Source organism: Embleya sp. NPDC001921, from assembly GCF_053594475.1.
The window spans coordinates 122,601-138,198 of the sequence record NZ_JBSFEO010000033.1; the positions used below are offsets into that span (position 1 = coordinate 122,601).

11 protein-coding genes and 1 pseudogene are annotated in these 15,598 nt (G+C 69.3%); 6 read left to right on the forward strand and 6 right to left on the reverse strand.

What is annotated here, in order from left to right:
- Positions 1 to 96: 96 nt before the first annotated feature.
- Positions 97 to 2,064: a WD40 repeat domain-containing protein gene (locus ACWCPW_RS33045; protein WP_449765235.1), complete on the reverse strand. Its 1,968-nt coding sequence runs from the start codon at positions 2,062 to 2,064 to the stop codon at positions 97 to 99.
- 670 nt (positions 2,065 to 2,734) lie between these two features.
- Between ACWCPW_RS33045 and ACWCPW_RS33050 the strand changes: the two genes are divergently transcribed.
- From ACWCPW_RS33050 to ACWCPW_RS33060, 3 genes are all read left to right on the forward strand, one after another.
- Positions 2,735 to 4,285: a glycohydrolase toxin TNT-related protein gene (locus ACWCPW_RS33050; RefSeq protein ID WP_449765236.1), complete on the forward strand. Its 1,551-nt coding sequence runs from the start codon at positions 2,735 to 2,737 to the stop codon at positions 4,283 to 4,285.
- A 450-nt stretch (positions 4,286 to 4,735) separates the two neighbouring features.
- Entirely contained in the window at positions 4,736 to 5,704 is a 969-nt protein-coding gene (locus ACWCPW_RS33055; RefSeq protein ID WP_449765237.1) for an NADP-dependent oxidoreductase, read from the forward strand.
- Positions 5,705 to 6,126: 422 nt separating this feature from the next.
- On the forward strand, positions 6,127 to 6,903 hold the full coding sequence (locus ACWCPW_RS33060) for an SIR2 family NAD-dependent protein deacylase (RefSeq protein WP_449765238.1): 777 nt from the start codon (positions 6,127 to 6,129) through the stop codon (positions 6,901 to 6,903).
- A gap of 331 nt (positions 6,904 to 7,234) precedes the next feature.
- On the opposite strand, the gene ACWCPW_RS33065 is transcribed toward ACWCPW_RS33060, so the two are convergent.
- Positions 7,235 to 8,422 carry a hypothetical protein gene (locus tag ACWCPW_RS33065; RefSeq protein WP_449765239.1) on the reverse strand — a complete coding sequence of 396 codons (1,188 nt, stop codon included), beginning with the start codon at positions 8,420 to 8,422 and terminating at the stop codon, positions 7,235 to 7,237.
- Positions 8,423 to 8,776: 354 nt separating this feature from the next.
- On the opposite strand from ACWCPW_RS33065, the gene ACWCPW_RS33070 reads away from it, so the two are divergent.
- On the forward strand, positions 8,777 to 9,529 hold the full coding sequence (locus ACWCPW_RS33070; protein ID WP_449765240.1) for an SDR family NAD(P)-dependent oxidoreductase: 753 nt from the start codon (positions 8,777 to 8,779) through the stop codon (positions 9,527 to 9,529).
- Between the two features lie 64 nt (positions 9,530 to 9,593).
- Here the strand turns inward: ACWCPW_RS33070 and ACWCPW_RS33075 are convergent, their stop codons facing one another.
- Both ACWCPW_RS33075 and ACWCPW_RS33080 read right to left on the reverse strand, forming a co-directional pair.
- Complete coding sequence (locus tag ACWCPW_RS33075) at positions 9,594 to 10,505, reverse strand: NADP-dependent oxidoreductase (RefSeq protein ID WP_449765241.1); 912 nt, start codon at positions 10,503 to 10,505, stop codon at positions 9,594 to 9,596.
- Positions 10,502 to 11,200, reverse strand: coding sequence for a TetR/AcrR family transcriptional regulator (locus tag ACWCPW_RS33080; protein WP_449765242.1), 699 nt, complete (start codon positions 11,198 to 11,200; stop codon positions 10,502 to 10,504). Before ACWCPW_RS33080 ends, ACWCPW_RS33075 begins: the two co-directional genes overlap by 4 nt.
- Positions 11,201 to 11,289: 89 nt before the next feature.
- Between ACWCPW_RS33080 and ACWCPW_RS33085 the strand changes: the two genes are divergently transcribed.
- Together ACWCPW_RS33085 and ACWCPW_RS33090 are read left to right on the forward strand one after the other, a co-directional pair.
- The gene (locus ACWCPW_RS33085; RefSeq protein WP_449765243.1) at positions 11,290 to 12,654 is read left to right on the forward strand and encodes an MFS transporter; all 1,365 of its coding nucleotides are present in this window, start codon (positions 11,290 to 11,292) and stop codon (positions 12,652 to 12,654) included.
- A gap of 245 nt (positions 12,655 to 12,899) precedes the next feature.
- Entirely contained in the window at positions 12,900 to 13,346 is a 447-nt protein-coding gene (locus ACWCPW_RS33090; RefSeq protein ID WP_449765244.1) for a cupin domain-containing protein, read from the forward strand.
- A gap of 454 nt (positions 13,347 to 13,800) precedes the next feature.
- Here the strand turns inward: ACWCPW_RS33090 and ACWCPW_RS33095 are convergent, their stop codons facing one another.
- Positions 13,801 to 14,820 (reverse strand): hypothetical protein, encoded by a 1,020-nt coding sequence (locus ACWCPW_RS33095; protein WP_449765245.1) that lies wholly within the window; start codon positions 14,818 to 14,820, stop codon positions 13,801 to 13,803.
- Positions 14,821 to 15,516: 696 nt separating this feature from the next.
- Positions 15,517 to 15,598: pseudogene (locus ACWCPW_RS33100) on the reverse strand (IS5/IS1182 family transposase); the annotation flags it as partial.

Sequence of the window (15,598 nt, forward strand, 5' to 3'; positions counted from 1 at the left end):
CGTGTGCAGAACAGGCCGCGCGAATGGCTGCCGAATGGCAACGATCCGTTCGTGACAGGTAGTTCCGACCACGACCGGACGCGAATCCGCACGGGGTCAGTGCTCCCCATCGATCCTCGGGGTGAAGACGGCCAGGTCCTGGCCGAATCCGACGACGAGGCGGCCGTCGGAGGTGGACGCGAGGGTCGTCACTGCTTCGGGCAGATCGAAGCGGCCGAGTTGACGTTCGCGGTCGAGATCCCAAAGCCGCACCGTCCGGTCGTCACCACCGGTGGCGACGACCGCACGCCCCACCCCGCGCAAGGTCGCGGCGGCGCGAACGGGCGCCGTGTGCCCGGCCAGAGCGGCGCGCACGGGCTTACCCGTCGCCAGGGACCAGACACAGACCAGGCAGTCGTCACCCGCGGTCACCGCGACGGCGATGTCGTCGAGGTCGACGAGCGCGATGGCGTTCACGTCCCCGCTGTGACCGGTCTCCGGCCGACACACCGGCCGTCCGCTGGATGCCCACCACACGTGCAGACGATCCGCCAGGCGTGGTCCGGCGGTGACGGCCACGGGGCGCCCACGGAGGACTCCGATCGCCATCGCCGTGACACATGTGTCGAAATCGCCGCGCCCCTTGGTCGCGCCGCACAGCTCGCCGTCATCGAGGTACCAGACGCGGCCCCCGTTGAAGCGTCCGCCGGTGACCGCGATCGGCCGGTCGTGCAAGTAGCTCGTAGCTACGGCGGAGATCGGTCCCTCGTGGCTTCTGTGGAGGGAGATGGTGGTGAAGGAGGTCGCGATCGGTGTGACGTCCGACAGCCGCAGGAGCCTCGGCGTATCCTCGGCGTTGACGACGGCAACCGCCTCCCCGTCGATGTGGGTCAAGCCGAGTCGCATCGCTCCTTCGCCCCGGACTTCCACGGGCGATCGCACCGGGGTGCCGTCGGCGAGGTCAGTGACGCATACGTAACCGGTGCCGTGCCCGCTATAGGACAAACGGCCCTTGTCCGCGTGCCCGGTGACGACGCTGCTTCCCCCCTTCGACTCGTCGACGCTCACAGCCGTGAGCGTGCCGGGGAGTACACGAGGGCCCACGGCCTCCCTGCCCCCACACGCGGCCGCCAGATCCCATGCCCGCACCGTGGCCGAGTTGTGGCCGGCGACGACCACGACGGGACCGGTGCCGGCATCGACCACCGCCACCAAGCCCGGCATGGTGGTGCCGGTCAGGAGCGGATCACACAGCGGGTCCCCGGTGACCGGGTCCAGAACGTAGACGCATCCGTGCCATCCCCCGACGACCACGATGGGGCGCCCCGCCAGTTCGGTAACAGCCACGGCGTGGCGCCCGTACGCGAGGGTGGTCCCCGGCAGTAGTTGCCGAACAAGTTGACGGCTGTCCAGATCGTGGATTTCGAGTCCCTCGTCGGTGCCGTCGGTGATCACCGAGGGGCGGCCGTCGAGCGTGAACGTGGTCAGGTGGTGGAGGTGGCGGGCCGCGAGCTGCAATGGTTCGCGCATCTCCCGGCCCTCCACGGGATCCCACACTCGGACAACGCGACCGAGGTCCCCCGTAACCGCCACGAGGCGGCCGTCCAGCATGGCGGTCGCCACGTTGTTGACGTGGTCGGTGTGCTTGTCGAACGTCGGCCCGAGCGGCTGTTGGCCAAGCAAGTCCCACGCCTGCAACTTGCCATCGGGGCTCCCGGATATCGCGATCGCACGTCCGTTCAGGACCGCTGTCGCCAGTCCTGCCCCCGCCGGTTGGTGGCGGCCCGGCGGAGTGTCAATGGGCACTCCGGTCACCAGGTCCATGCGCCATACAGTTCGCTGGAAAAGGCCGTCGACGACGCCGATCCCGTCGACCACGAGCGACGATCGACCATCCACCTCCACATGCTCCAGATCATCGCAGCCCTTTGGGATGACGAAGCGGTCGAGCAACTCGCCGGTCAACACATCCCGGGTATGCGCGATCTGGTTGAACGAAACGGCAGTCGCGACCGCACGCCCGTCCACCACGCCCGCAGTCAGCGCACGGACCGACCGGGGGCGACCCGTGTCATCGGGGTCCATCTCGGCACTCCACAGCGCCGCACCGTCCAGTCGGGCACCTGTGGCCCAGGAGACTCGAAAGGGCGCAGATTGGCCTTTCTCGTCCGGGACTTCGGCGAGTCGATCGCTCAACTCGCCCGCCCCCCAGCGAGCCGCGTCCACGGCCAGGACCGCACGGCGCGCTGAAGGGTCAGCCGAGCGATGCCACCTTGACGACGTTCGATAAACAGCGGCGGACAGTCGCGCAACCTCCCCCTCGACCTGTTGTGACAACGCGAGTACCCGGGCGGGATCCGCGTGCACAAGAAAGTGGGGATCGGCCAAGAGCTCATCCGCGCGAGACGGTTGACCATCCGACTGGGAACTTGTGGGAACGGTGTGTGCGAAACCTTCGGAATTCACGCGGCGAAGCTAGCACTTGCGACCCACATCTCCGGTCATCGCATTCTACTCGGCACACGCTTCGCACCACGTCCCCGAGAGGACGCGGATCCCCGCACTTGCGGAAACGGCGAAGGCCGAAAGTGGACCGCTGCCGGAGGGGGTGCCATTCTCGTTCGGCGCGTTTTTCCTATTCGCCGTCCGTCGATCGCCATGAGCATGTTCGTTGCTGTCGTCGCCGGCGACGCGGCGGCGTTGTCGGCTCCATTCGTCTCGGCATCGCCGCAGAACCGATGCGAGAGTTGCGAACATGTCCGTCGTGGACGACAACACGCGCTATGAGGCACTGATTCAGCGAATCGGGAACGCCCTGCTGGACGCGGCACCGCAGGGCTGGCTTCGAATGGACCTGGGCGTCTCGATACTCGGAGAGATTCGCGAACACGGCCTGAGCGTGATCACGGACGATCAATCGACGCGTTCGCAGAAGTCGCCCCAGGACGCGTTGGACGCCTTGGTCGAGCTGCGCCACCTGATGCACCGAGCCGAGCAGGGCACCTGGTTCTCCGCTCGCTTCATGATGAACGCGCCCACCGAGTTCAACGTCTGGTACAACTACGACTTCGAACCGACGTGGATGCCGCCGCCGAGTGCGGAGGAACTCGCCGAGGATCTGCAACGGTTTCCCCGACCACCCGAAAAGATCCCGAACTGGTTGCGCGACAGGATCGGCCTCGAGGCGACCGAACCGGCCACGGATGGGCTCGACTTGATACAACAACGGGATTTCGGTCACAAGATCGCCGGTTTCCTCGCATCGCGTGTCCCGAGCGATTGGCTACAGATCAGGGTCTATTACCGAGCGGCCGGTGACCACGTCGAGCTCTACGGGTTCGTGCACGACCTCGAACTCGAGTCGCGCCCCTGGTCGCCTCCATCCGAGGTCGCGGCGATGTTCGATCGGCTGCGCTCGGGAATGTACAAGAAGGGCACGGGCACCTGGAGCGGCCTCCTGCTGTTCGTCACGTATCCCCTTCGAACGCAGACGGTGTACTCCATGGAACCCGTCGGATGGCAGGAGAAACCTCCACGTGCCGCGGTGCTGAGCGAATTGCGGCGGTTCCCAAGGGAACCGGAGAACATTCCCGACTGGATGCGCGCAATCGCCCCGGACCTCGCCCAACCCACGGAATCCACGACGGAATCCCCACCGGATCACAAAGACCACACCTCGTCGTCCTCGGACGAGAAACGGGCCTTGGACCACATCCGCTCGACAATCTCGGAGGCCGGCGTCAATCCCCGCGCCTACCAGGTCGACGGCCGCATCCCGGATGGATGGTGCCTGGAACGCATCGACGACGCATGGCAGGTCGTCGAATACGAGCGAGGACTGCGGCGACGCGGGCATCTCTTCTCGGACGTGTGGGGGGCCGGCGCCCACCTGCTGGGTGAACTGACGATCACCCCGGTCCGGATCCGCATGGGGATGCCCGACTCCACCACGAGCACCGCTCTCGACGCCTGGCCGATTCAGCCGTTGCCGGGCGAGCCGCCGCTCACTCTGTTGCGGGACAAGCGCGTGGCCGTGCTGATGCCCGGGCGCCGCATCGTGCGGTACGGCGGCCGCGAGGGAAACCTGACGTTCGCCGGGGGCACCGCGTTCGAGGCGACGGCGCTGCCCGAAAGCCCACAGGTCTCCGCACACTTCGTCGTCAACAACGAGCTACGCGTACTGGCGGGACGAGTGGTGCCCCACCGGCAATTCCCCGGAGGCGGGGACGCGTACCTCACGCCGAAGTCGATCGACCACCACGTGGCCGAGGGAATCCTCACCGTGGTCGACGCCGCGGACACGTGAGCACATCGCCGGACCGGGGTGTCCCGAACGAGTCGTGCGCTCTCCCACCAAGCCCGACCTGACGCCTCCCCGGTCGCATCGTGGGGGTCCGTGGATGTCTCTCCGATCGAACAAGTCCGGAACGCGGACACGATGACTCGTGATGGACCCATGCCGGGCCTCGTCCGGCGCGGATTCGGGATCGTGCAGCCACACCACAGGGTGGCGTGGATTTCCTATGAGCGCACGACCGCGAGGGCCGATCGTTCATTGCGTCCGAGGCTTCTCGGACGGCACGCCCTCGTCCACGAACAGCCGCTCCTCATGGGCGTATTCGCCACGGGGTGGGACACGGCGCTGCGCCGGACGGCCCGGTCGGGATCGGCGTCTCACACAACCTCGTGGAAGATCGAACACGCTCGGCCGTCCCGTGACGTCGAGGGGCGGGTCTTTTCGTCGGATGCGAAGAGGATGAACATGAGCGAGACCACCCCGGAGCGGATGCGCGCGATCCGGCACGACGTCACCGGCGGCCCCGAGGTCCTTCGGCTGGTCGAGGTCGAGCGCCCCGAACCGGGACCGACCGAGGTACTGGTGCGCGTGCACGCGGCGGGCGTCAACCCGATCGACTGGAAGACGCGCACCAGCGGCGGGTTCGTACACCAGGAACCGCCGTACACGGTCGGCTACGACGTCGCCGGGGTCGTCGAGGCCGTGGGCTTGGGCGTGACCTCGCTCGCGCCCGGCGACGACGTGTACGGCATGGCTCGATTCCCGCATCCGGCGGGCGCGTACGCGGAGTACGTCACCGCGCCGTCGCGGCACTTCGCGCGCCGCCCGAACGGGCTCGACCACACGCAGGCCGCCGCGCTTCCGCTCGCCGCGTTGACCGCGTGGCAGGCGCTGGTGGACACGGCCAACGTCTCCTCCTCGCAGCGGGTCCTGGTGCACGGCGCGGCGGGCGGGGTCGGCCACCTCGCGGCGCAGATCGCCCTGGCGCGCGGCGCGTACGTGATCGGCACCGCGAGCGCGGGCAAGCACGAGTTCCTGCGCGGGCTCGGCGTCGCCGAGACGGTGGACTACACGAGCGTCGACTTCGCCGAGGTCGTGCGCGATGTGGACGTGGTGCTGGACACGGTGGGCGGCGACTATCCGCTCCGCTCGCTGCGGACGCTGCGCGAGGGTGGCACGCTGGTGTCGATCCTGCCGCCCGCGGCGGACTTCCCATACGAGCAGGCCCAGGCGGCCGGGGTGCGCGCGGTGTTCGTGCTCGTGGAGCCCGACCTCGCGGCACTGCGCGAGATCACCGAGCTGGTCGAGAGCGGTCGTCTGCGGGTCGAGGTGTCGGCCGTCCTGCCGCTGGAGGACGCGGCGAAGGCCCACGAGATCGGCGAACTCGGCCGGACCACCGGCAAGATCGTGTTGTCCGTACGGGACTGATCGAACGCGACATCGAACGCGACGAGGAAACGACCGGCCCGCCCGGGCGCCCTGTGCGCCGGGGCGGGCCGACGCCGTCGGGCCGGCCCCAGGCTCCGGGTCCGGTGGCCGTGGGAAGCTTCCGAGGACTCCCAACCCGGCCCGTCGGCCAAGGGCGCTCGACGCAATCCGGAGGCGATACACGTCGGAATCCGGAACACTTCGTCGTGTGCTCGTGAGGCAACCCGTCTCGGGTCACATCTGCTGTCACCCGCGTTCTCGACGTAGCCGTGCCGTCGGTTGTGTCGCCGAATCTCCGGGATTGCGGCCTGGGCCGCCGAGACCGACGTGTGGATGAAGTCTCGATCGAGATCGACACCCCAAGGAGTCGGGTCGATGCTTCGAGGCTCGCTGCGTCCCCATAGGAGAGTGAGGTCCCGACGATGACCGCCCCCGAATCGCTCGACCTGCGGAAGTATCGGCGCGTCGTGGTCGTCACCGGAGCCGGGATCTCCGCGCCGTCCGGCATCCCCACCTACCGGGACACCGAGTCCCACTGGTCCGATGAGCGCCTCGAACGCATCTCGCACGCTTCCCGCTACGGGATGCACCTGGCGGAGTTGTGGCAGTTCTGGGGCGCGCTGCGGGCGCGGGCCACGGCGGCCCTGCCCAACGCCGCGCACCTAGCGCTGGCAGCCACGGAGGCCGCGTGCCGAGAGGCCGGGGGCTGGTTGACGATCGCGACCCAGAACGTCGACGGACTGCACACAGCGGCCGGGAATCGGGAAGTCGTCGAGCTGCACGGCAGGATCACGCAGTCCCGCTGCATGCGGAAGGGCTGCGGACCGGCCTTTCCCGACCGGCGCGTCCCGGAGCCGCACGAGGTCCCTCGATGCCCGCAGTGCGGCAGGAACACCAGACCGGACATCGTTCTCTTCGGGGAACGCCTCTCCGGCAGCGCGATGCGAGCACTCGACGCGCGACTGCGGACTGCGGATCTGTGTCTGTACGTCGGCACCTCCGGGAACGTGTGGCCGGTTCGCGACCTCGTGTCCACGGCACGATCCGCCGGAGCCCGTTGCGTCCTGGTCAACGCCGAGGACTGGATCCAACCGCATCCCGACTTCCACCACACCGCGCTCGGCGCCGCCGAACACCTCCTGCCCACCCTCCTCGGCGCCCCGGCCGGCGGCCGGGACCCCGGTCGGATCTTTCCGTAGCTCCACGCACCGCGCGGATGCCGTCGATGGGGAGGGGTCCGCAACCGTGGTGCGTGGGCGGGTTCGGCGAACGACCACACCTCGACAGTGCCCGCATCGGTCAAGACTGCCGCGCGATCCCCGTCGGGTGCCCATGCCCATGCGTTGCGGTCCCCGCACCCCGGTCGGCTCAGTAGGTCGCCAAGGTCGGCGATCTCGGCATGGCCGTGACCGTAGCCTCCACCACGGACACCTCCATGGCCCGGCAACCAGCCGAGTTCCGCGAGGCCCGGTTCCGGGATCGGAGCCCTGTGTCCTGACACTCTCGGCACCACCGGCGAAGGTGACGCGCTCAGTTCCACGGGTCGATCTCGAGGAGCAGGGTCTCGCGCGGCCCGAAGACCATGACCCTCGCGTACGCGTCGGCCCCGTCGGCCTTCCCGGAGCCCCATTGGCCGATCACTCGGAGCGCGTCGGCGACGGCGCTCGGATCTCCCTTCGCGACGCGGCGCAGCGGCGCGTCGACCAGCTCGGACCACAGTGCGGCGGCAAGCTCGATCCGGTCCTTCCTGCCGAGGGCCGGACCGTCCTCGTCGAGATCGTGCTCGTAGTCCCAACTGCCGCACGAATCCAGGAAGGCATCTCGGTAGGTGTCGAGGCCGATCAGCCATTCGCGGGTATCCGGCACCTGGGCGTCGGGCTCTGCCCGCTCGATCTCCCATGCCGAGGGGGGCAGCCAGAAGCGGACGGCTTCCGCGTCGACGTGCCGCAGTCCGTGTGTGGCGATCCGGACGTCGAAGGCGAATTCGCTCCTGAGGCTCAGCGGGAGACCGTCACGAAGGATCTCCGCGGCGCGGGCGGGTCGCGGCAAGAGGCCGGCGTGGTCCGGTTCGTTGTCGTCGGGGACGCGGCCGTCCGGACATCCGCACCCGTCGACGGTGAATCGGGAGTCGGGCGTCGGCCCGACGCGGTGACGACAGCCCGCTGTGTGGGGCAGCACGCTGACGCGTATCGTGCCCCGGTAGTCGCAGACGATCAGGTGGAGTTCATCGGGCGTGGTGCGCCCGCTGTGCGGGTCCAGGACTTCGACGACGACGGCGCCCAACAGCTCATCGGTCAGGTCGAAGAGGAGTTCCCGGAGCAGTAGGACCGCACGTGGGCTGAGTTCGCCGCCTTGCTCGCGCAGTGGGCGTTCGATCGCGGTCACGAGTGCGTCGCGCAGGGCGGTCTTGCCGATCGAACGGCAGGCAACGGCGTCCCGGGACATGCCCGATGCGGCATCGATGTGCGGGAAGTGACCGTTGGCGTACGCCGTCGCCAGGTTCGGGACTCGATCGAGGAAGTCGTGGCGGCGGTCGGCGTACAGCGCGGGGGCGACCTTCCCGGGCGGGGTGTCCTCGCGGAGCCAGCGGGTCAGCAGGTCGGCTCGGGCGGCCGTGCCCTGGTCGGGAGAGCTTTCCGGTCCCCGTGTCGTCGTCGCACCGTCAACGCTCGCGGCGCCCGACTGGGCCGTGAAGGCGGGTGGGTCGGGTGGATACATCGGCCTTCCGTTCGAGAGGGAAACCACGATCGAGGTTCCGGATCACACGATGGCCGCCACGGCACCACATGACCGCCGAAGCGCCGATCGCACGCCCCCGTCCACGCGTCAGCATCCGCGGGAGCAGGCATTCGCGTCTTGGACAAAGCCGTCGACACGCCGGCCCCGTCGGGCGGCCGTCGGAGTCTCGCATCCCTCTTCGCCCGGCAGCCGACTCACAAACCCCTACAACGAGACCGCGGGGGGAGCTCGATGGACACCTCGCGTCGAGAGGCTGCCCTCAGGCCGGCGGCATCGACGAAAACCCGGCGTGGTTGGATGCGAGATCCGTGTCGGGAGGAAGACGGGATGCCGGTGAAGCGCACAGTGATCGTGACGGGGTCGTCGGCGGGGATCGGCAAGGCGGTCGCGTTGCGTTTGGCGCGGGAGTGCCATGTGGTGGTGAACGCGCGCTCCGGTGTTGCCGATGGGCTCCGGACCGTGGCGGAGATCGTCGACGCCGGTGGTTCGGCGGACTTCGTGCGGGCGGATGTGTCGACCGAGGCCGGTGTCGCCGAGTTGTTCGCCGCGGCCGCGGCCGCGTCCGGGGGGCCGATCACCGCGCTGGTGAACAACGCGGGATCGGCCCGGCCGGTGCCGTTCGGGGAATGGTCGTCCGCGCATTGGCACGAGATGCTGCAGGCGAATCTGATCGGGTGTGCGCTGGCGTCCCAGGAGTTCGTCCGCCGGTTGGAGGGTCGCGACGGTGCCATCGTCAACGTCGCCTCCATCCGCGGAATCGAACGGTTCGGTCGGCTCGGCATCGCCGCGTATTCGGCGGCGAAGGCCGGTCTGATCAACCTCACCGCGACGATGGCCCGCGAACTGGCGCCTGCCGTACGGGTCAACGCCGTCAGTCCCGGGTTCACCGACACCCGCATCTTCCACGACCCCGACGCGAGCGCGGAAGACCGCCATCGGATCGACGGCTGGCGCGAGCAGGTGCCCCTGGGACGGTTCGTCGCACCGGAGGAGATCGCCGACGCGGTGGCGTACCTGTTGGCCGCCACTGCGGTGACCGGAACCAATCTGGTCGTGGACGGCGGTTGGACCCAAAGCGACGGCTGACGAACGCCCTTCCCCGACCCGTCGAATCGCGCGCTCCTTGTCCGCTTGCAAACCGCCCCGTCTCTCAGGTGACGGAGATGACGACCTTTCCCCTACCGTGCCCGGAACCGACGTCCCGGTGTGCGGCGGCGGCATCGGCCAGCGGGTAGCGGGCGCGCACGTGCACGGTCAGATCGCCGCGTTCGTGGAGGGCGAGCATCTCGGACAGGCCCTCGGCGCTGCGCACGCCGGTCCAGTCGTGGATGCCCAGCGCGGCGATCTCGTCGGAGTAGATCATCGTCACCACTCGGGTCCGGTCGTGGACGACGTCCAGGGAGGCGCGCAGGCCGTCCCGCTCGAAGCCCAGGGCCGTGTCGAAACCCTCGGGGGCGACCGCGCGCAGGCGGTCCGCCAGGCCGGGTCCGTAGGCGACCGGGACGGCACCGAGCGCGCTGACGTAGTCGTGGTTCGCCTCGCTCGCGGTGCCGACGACCTTGGCCGCGCCCTTGGCGCGGGCGAGTTGCACCGCCATGGTTCCCAGTCCCCCGGAGGCCCCGTTGATCAGGACCACGTCCCCGCTCGTCACCCGCATCTCGGCGAGGGCGTTGCGAGCCCCCTGGGCGGAACCGGAGAAGCAACCGGCGATCTCCCACGACATGCCGCCGGGTTTGCGCACGATCTGATCCGCGGCGACGACCAGGCTCTCGGCGTAGGCGCCCAGGGTGCAGAACCCCAGAACCGCATCCCCGACCGCGAATCCCGTGACACCCGACCCGATGCGGTCGATCGTCCCGGTGAACTCGTTGCCCGGGACGATCGGGAAGTCTCCGGTCAGCGTGCGGGGGAAGTCGCCCGTGCGGACCCCGCAGTCGAAGGGTTGCACGCCCGCGACCCGAAGACGCACGCGTACCTGGCCCGGGCCCGCCTGGGGGTCCGGAAGCTCCACGCTGCGCAGGACCTCGGGTGGGCCGTACTCCGTCAGGGCTGCGGCTCTCATCGGCTCTCCTCCTCGGGTGCGACGGCGGGACCCGTTCGCGGGTGCGGGTTCCACCGTTCGGTGAACAGTTCGTATCCGGGTTCGGGGCCGGTCACCGGTCCTGCGGGGGTCGCGCGCAGGCCGTCCAGGGCGATGTCGACGATGCGTTCTCGCGCCTGTCGAGCGGCGGGCATCAAGTCGGTGCGCCCTTGGCGGTTGAGGTGCTCCACGAGCGGAGAGGTCGACAGTTGCTCGATGAGCAGTTCGAGGTCCGCCGCGCTCACCCCCTCGCGCAGGACCCCGGCGCGACGGCCACGTTCGACGAGTACGGCCACCGCGCCGTCGGATTCCTCGGCCAGGGAGTTCATCTCGTCGGTCATCTCGATCGTGCCCGCGATCGGCGCGAGCGACCCCGGCCCGGAGTGGATCGACGTCTTCGCGTAGTGCCGGATGCCGTCCCACGGGTCGTCCATGTCGAGCGCGGTCCGCGCGGCCGCCAGATACTCGCCCAGCGCGATCTCGCACAGCCGCTGAAAGAGTTCCTGTTTCGTTCGGTAGCGCCGGTACAGGGTGCCGACGCCGACCCCGGCGCGAGCCGCGATGGAGGCCACCGAGGCGTGCGCGCCGTCTTCGCCGATCACCTCGCGAGCGGCCTTCAGCAAAGCCCGGTCATTGCGGGCCACCTCGTCGCTGCGCCACGAACGCGAACTCGTCATGTGTCCACCCTAACCTTTGCGGAGCGATTCGCTCCGCACTTATGGTGAGAATCGCGGAGCGAATTGCTCCGCACCTTTGGGAGGGCACCATGGCACCCACACCGGCGACGGCGTCGACGACGACCAGGCGCCTGCCCGGACCGCTGCGGCCGTTCGGGAACGGCCGGTACCGCCTGTTGACCGGTGCGCTCACGCTCAGCCTGATCGGCAGCGGGATGTGGCTCGTCGCATCCGTCTGGCAGGTCATCGCCCTCGGCGCGGGGCCGTCGGCGATGTCCCTGGTCGCGACCGCCAACGGGGTGGGGCTCGTGGCCACCGCGCTGCCCGGCGGGGTGGTCGCCGACCGCGCGTCACGACGCGACGTGCTCGCCTGCACGCAGGTGGCCAAGGCGGCTGCGGTCGCGTCCATCGTGCTCGCGGGCCTCTTCGAAGCGCTCACGGTGCCGCACCTGGCGGTGGTCGCCGCCGTGCTCGGGATCGCGGACGGCTTCTTCTACCCCGCCTACTCCGCTCTCGTCCCGTCGGTGGTCGCCGACGGCGACCTGCTGGCCGCCAATGGTGTCGAGGGCGTGCTGCGCCCTACCGCGACGCAGGCGGCGGGGCCGGCCGCCGCGAGCGGCCTGATCGCCGTCTTCTCACCCGGCATCGCCTTCGCGACGATAGCTCTGGCCCACCTGGTCGCGGCGGTGTGCGTACGCCTGCTGCCCTCCTACCGCAGCCCCGCCGACTCACCGTCGGACCCACCCGCACCGGCGCGATCCGCGGTTCGCGATCTCCGCGCCGGGTTCGCGTACATGCTCACCACCCCGTGGCTCGTGGCCACTCTCGGCTTCGCGGTCGGACTCGTCCTGGTCATCTCCGGCCCGATCCGCGTCCTGCTCCCGTTCGTCATCCGCGACCGCGCGGCGGGCGGCCCGCAGGACTACGCGCTGGCCCTCACGTTCTTCGGCCTCGGGAGCGTCATCGGCGCGTTGGCCATGTCGTCGACGCGTCTGCCCCGGCGCTACCTGACCATGATGCTTCTCGCGTGGGGCGGCGGCTGTATCCCGCTCGTGGCGATCGGCCTCACCGATCGACTGTGGGTGATGATCCTCGCGCTCCTGGTGTGTGGCACCGTCACCTCCAGCGCGGGCGTCATCTGGGGCACACTGCTCCAACGTCGAGTGCCGGCGACGATGCTCGGGCGGGTATCCAGCCTGGACTTCTTCGTTTCCCTCAGTGCCGCGCCGCTGTCCGTCGCGCTCGTGGGTCCCGCCTCGACCGCGTGGGGGAACGAGACGGTCTTCCTGATCGCCGGCACCGCGCCGCCGATTCTCGCCGTCCTGGCCGTCGTCGCTGCCCGTCTCCATCGCGACGAGACGGAGCATCCTCTCGCGCACACCGCGGCGCCGGTCGACACGATCACCGACCCGCCCGGCGTCGAGTCGGGTGACGACGAGCACGCGTCGGCGTGACCGCGTGCGTGTGGCGGCGCTCGGGCAGCGTCGCAGAGTCGGGCGCGCCATAACGCGGCCGTCGATCCGACGCCACGACAGCGAAGTTGCACTCGTGGCTTCGGCCGGCTGATCGGTCCTTGGGCGCGGTAATCGACCAACTCGACTCGCGTTGCCGATACAGCAACGATTGTTGCCGCCGCGAAGGGATCCGTCGCAACCTGGGGCATGGCCATCGGCCGTTGCAGACCACCAGGAGGCCCGGCATGACCGACCTGACGAACGTCGAAGCCGCACATGGGGACGACCACGAGACACCGCGAGGCGACCGCGTCCGCCACATCCGAGCCGGCGAGGCGGAAGGCCCCGCCGCCGTCATCAGCGGCGGCACGGTCGGCTCGAGGAAGCTCTGGATGGGCATGATCGTGAACCCGCCGTCGAGCGCGACGGACAACCACCACCACGGCGATTCCGAGGCGGGGGTCTACGTGGTCAGCGGGCACCCGCTGTACTTCTACCACGACGGAACCAAGGAGGTGTGCATCCAAGCGGGCCCGGGCGACTTCCTCCATGTACCCCCGTTCGTCCCCCACCGCGAGGAGAACCCCGACCCGAACGAACCGGTGGTCGTCGTGATCGCCCGAACCACGCAGGAACCGATCAAGATCTCCGTGCCGGAGCTGTTTCGCCTCGAAGAAGCACCCGCTCTCTAGCGAAAGGTTCCGTCACCCGGCGTCCCGAAGGGGGCACGGGAAAGCGGAAGGCGGGAAGGCGCAGCGTGTCAGCGCATGTGCGTCCCGTCGGGCGAAGCGCGCGGCGGCGCGGCAGCGTGAGGGGCTCGGGGCGCGAGCGGCGCCGGAACACGACCCGGGGCGCATCGAGCGACAGCATGTGGAGCGATGTCGGCCCGTACGAAGCCGACTTCAGGGCGGCCGACATCGCCCGCACCCCGCCCTTGCGAAGCCCGTCCTGGTCACCACGCCACGCACGAAGCCGCCGAGGGTTCGGCACGACATCGCCATGTGCTTCCCACGCGGATTCGGCCTCATGAAGCCTGAGTCATCGGCGTCGCGGTAGGGGCAACGGCCCCAGTCGGTCGGCCAGGAGCGCGCCACGCCTTCGCACCGGGAACCGGGATGCCGCGCGCGCTCAGGTCCGGCTCGACGATCATCCCCGAGGAATGTCGTCCACGCCGAGCCGGTACCAGTGGTCGGCGGTCAGGACGTGCAGATCGGGGCCGCGACCGACCGTCCGTCTCCTCGCCGGCAGGGGTCGACCGTCCGGCAGCACGATCCGGAATCGGCCCGTGATGTGCAGGGCGTCGTCACCCAGCACACCGACCGACAATCGGTCGTGGTCCGCTCCGTAGCCACCGAACAGGGCCACGCGAGAATCCCCGACGGCCAGGGCGGTGGCACCGGGCACATCGTTGCGCCACGACCGCACGATGCCGTCACGGACGCGGACGATCGGGAAGTCCGTGTAGTAGCACGCCCATGCGGTCTCCCCATCGACGTTGAGCGCGTAGCAGTCGGAGATCGCTTCGAACGACGTGGCCGTGCCGTGTGACGGAAAGCGCCACTGCGCTCGCAGTTCGGACGAGAAGCGGATCAGACCGGGCCATCCGACGGGTTCGGGACCGTCGGGGGCACCCCACCCGTAGTTCCCGAACACTCCCTCGTCGAAGTACGCCACCCAGAGATCGCCGGCGGGCGTGGCGAGGACGTGCCTGATCCCATCGCCGAGCGTCGTCTCGGCGACGACCCTCCCATCGCCGTCGTGGACGATCGCGTTGCGGTCGGGCCCATCCGGATGCCACCGGGCTCTGGCGCCCACCACCAGGATCCGTCCCTCGGGCAACGGTTGGACGGTGACATGGGCCAGTTCGAGGCCGGCGAGCTCAACGGATCCCGTCGGGTCGGGCGCGTGCGTGGAGACGCGGACGGTCACCGGCCGTGCCGCACGCGGGTCCGGAAACGTCGCACCACCCGACCAGGTGGTCGCGGACACGAGCATCGGAAGGTCACGACGCAGTGCCCACAAGGCGACGACATTCCCGTCGGGGCCCACGGAAGCAGCGACCCGCTCCTCGTCCGGGCGTCCGGCGATCACGGCATGACGACGCAACTCGACCGTGGGCAGGGCCAATGTGGCCTCCCGTCCCGCCTTGGTCCGTCGCCTTTCCACCTCTCGCCCATCCCCCAATCCCATCAGCACGCGACTCCCGTTGGGGCAATCATCGCGGTGGCCGCGTAACCGCCGAACTCGCCCGCCGGCTCCCGAGGCAATGTGGGCAAACGGCAAAAGCTCCCGTGACGTGGCGTACGCGTCACACGGGAGCGCTCCCGCAGAGCGAAACGGTAACGGCAGTCGCACACGTCTCGCTCCACGGATGGAACGATAGGCCGTCGACGGGCGGCGGCCTATCGGGAGGGGACAGCAGGGTCACAAGTCGCTGCACTTCCGAACGCCGGGAACCGGCAGATTGTTGTATCCGGCCGTGATGTAGGTGGCCGGGAACCAGCCATACCCGTTCGTCCCCGGAACGACCGTGTCGCCCAGGGTCCAGAGCCACCAATAGTTGCGAGCCGTGCCGACACGAGGGTTCTCACCCATCGGCTGTTGACATACGAACCAGCTCGTCCCCGTATCGAGCCACCCCACCGCGGCTCCTCCCGGGCCGATGAGGGAAGCCGGTCTGTAGGCCACGCAATTGGCTGTCTTCACCCAGATGCGATTTCCTGCGGCGTTCGGTTTGACGATGTATCGCGTGGGGCCTTCGCCGCAGCTGCCGGCCCCTGCGGACGCGGTTCCGGCACCGGCTGCTCCTAAGGCTTGTCCCGTAAGTGATCTTGGGTGTGTCGGCCGCGGTTCGGGGCCGGGTTATCCGGCGAGGGTGAGGTTGTGCAGGCGGGCGATGCCGAGGATGGCGTGGTGGACGCCGTCGCCTTTGAGGCGGCAGTCG

Bases quoted from the DNA above. Each gene is read 5' to 3' on its own strand.
- ACWCPW_RS33065 (WP_449765239.1), bottom strand. From the start codon at position 8,422: ATGTATCCACCCGACCCACCCGCCTTCACGGCCCAGTCGGGCGCCGCG.
- ACWCPW_RS33090 (WP_449765244.1), top strand. From the start codon at position 12,900: ATGACCGACCTGACGAACGTCGAAGCCGCACATGGGGACGACCACGAG.
- ACWCPW_RS33080 (WP_449765242.1), bottom strand. From the start codon at position 11,200: ATGACGAGTTCGCGTTCGTGGCGCAGCGACGAGGTGGCCCGCAATGAC.
- ACWCPW_RS33050 (WP_449765236.1), top strand. From the start codon at position 2,735: ATGTCCGTCGTGGACGACAACACGCGCTATGAGGCACTGATTCAGCGA.
- ACWCPW_RS33075 (WP_449765241.1), bottom strand. From the start codon at position 10,505: ATGAGAGCCGCAGCCCTGACGGAGTACGGCCCACCCGAGGTCCTGCGC.
- ACWCPW_RS33060 (WP_449765238.1), top strand. From the start codon at position 6,127: ATGACCGCCCCCGAATCGCTCGACCTGCGGAAGTATCGGCGCGTCGTG.
- ACWCPW_RS33045 (WP_449765235.1), bottom strand. From the start codon at position 2,064: ATGGACCCCGATGACACGGGTCGCCCCCGGTCGGTCCGTGCGCTGACT.
- ACWCPW_RS33085 (WP_449765243.1), top strand. From the start codon at position 11,290: ATGGCACCCACACCGGCGACGGCGTCGACGACGACCAGGCGCCTGCCC.
- ACWCPW_RS33055 (WP_449765237.1), top strand. From the start codon at position 4,736: ATGAACATGAGCGAGACCACCCCGGAGCGGATGCGCGCGATCCGGCAC.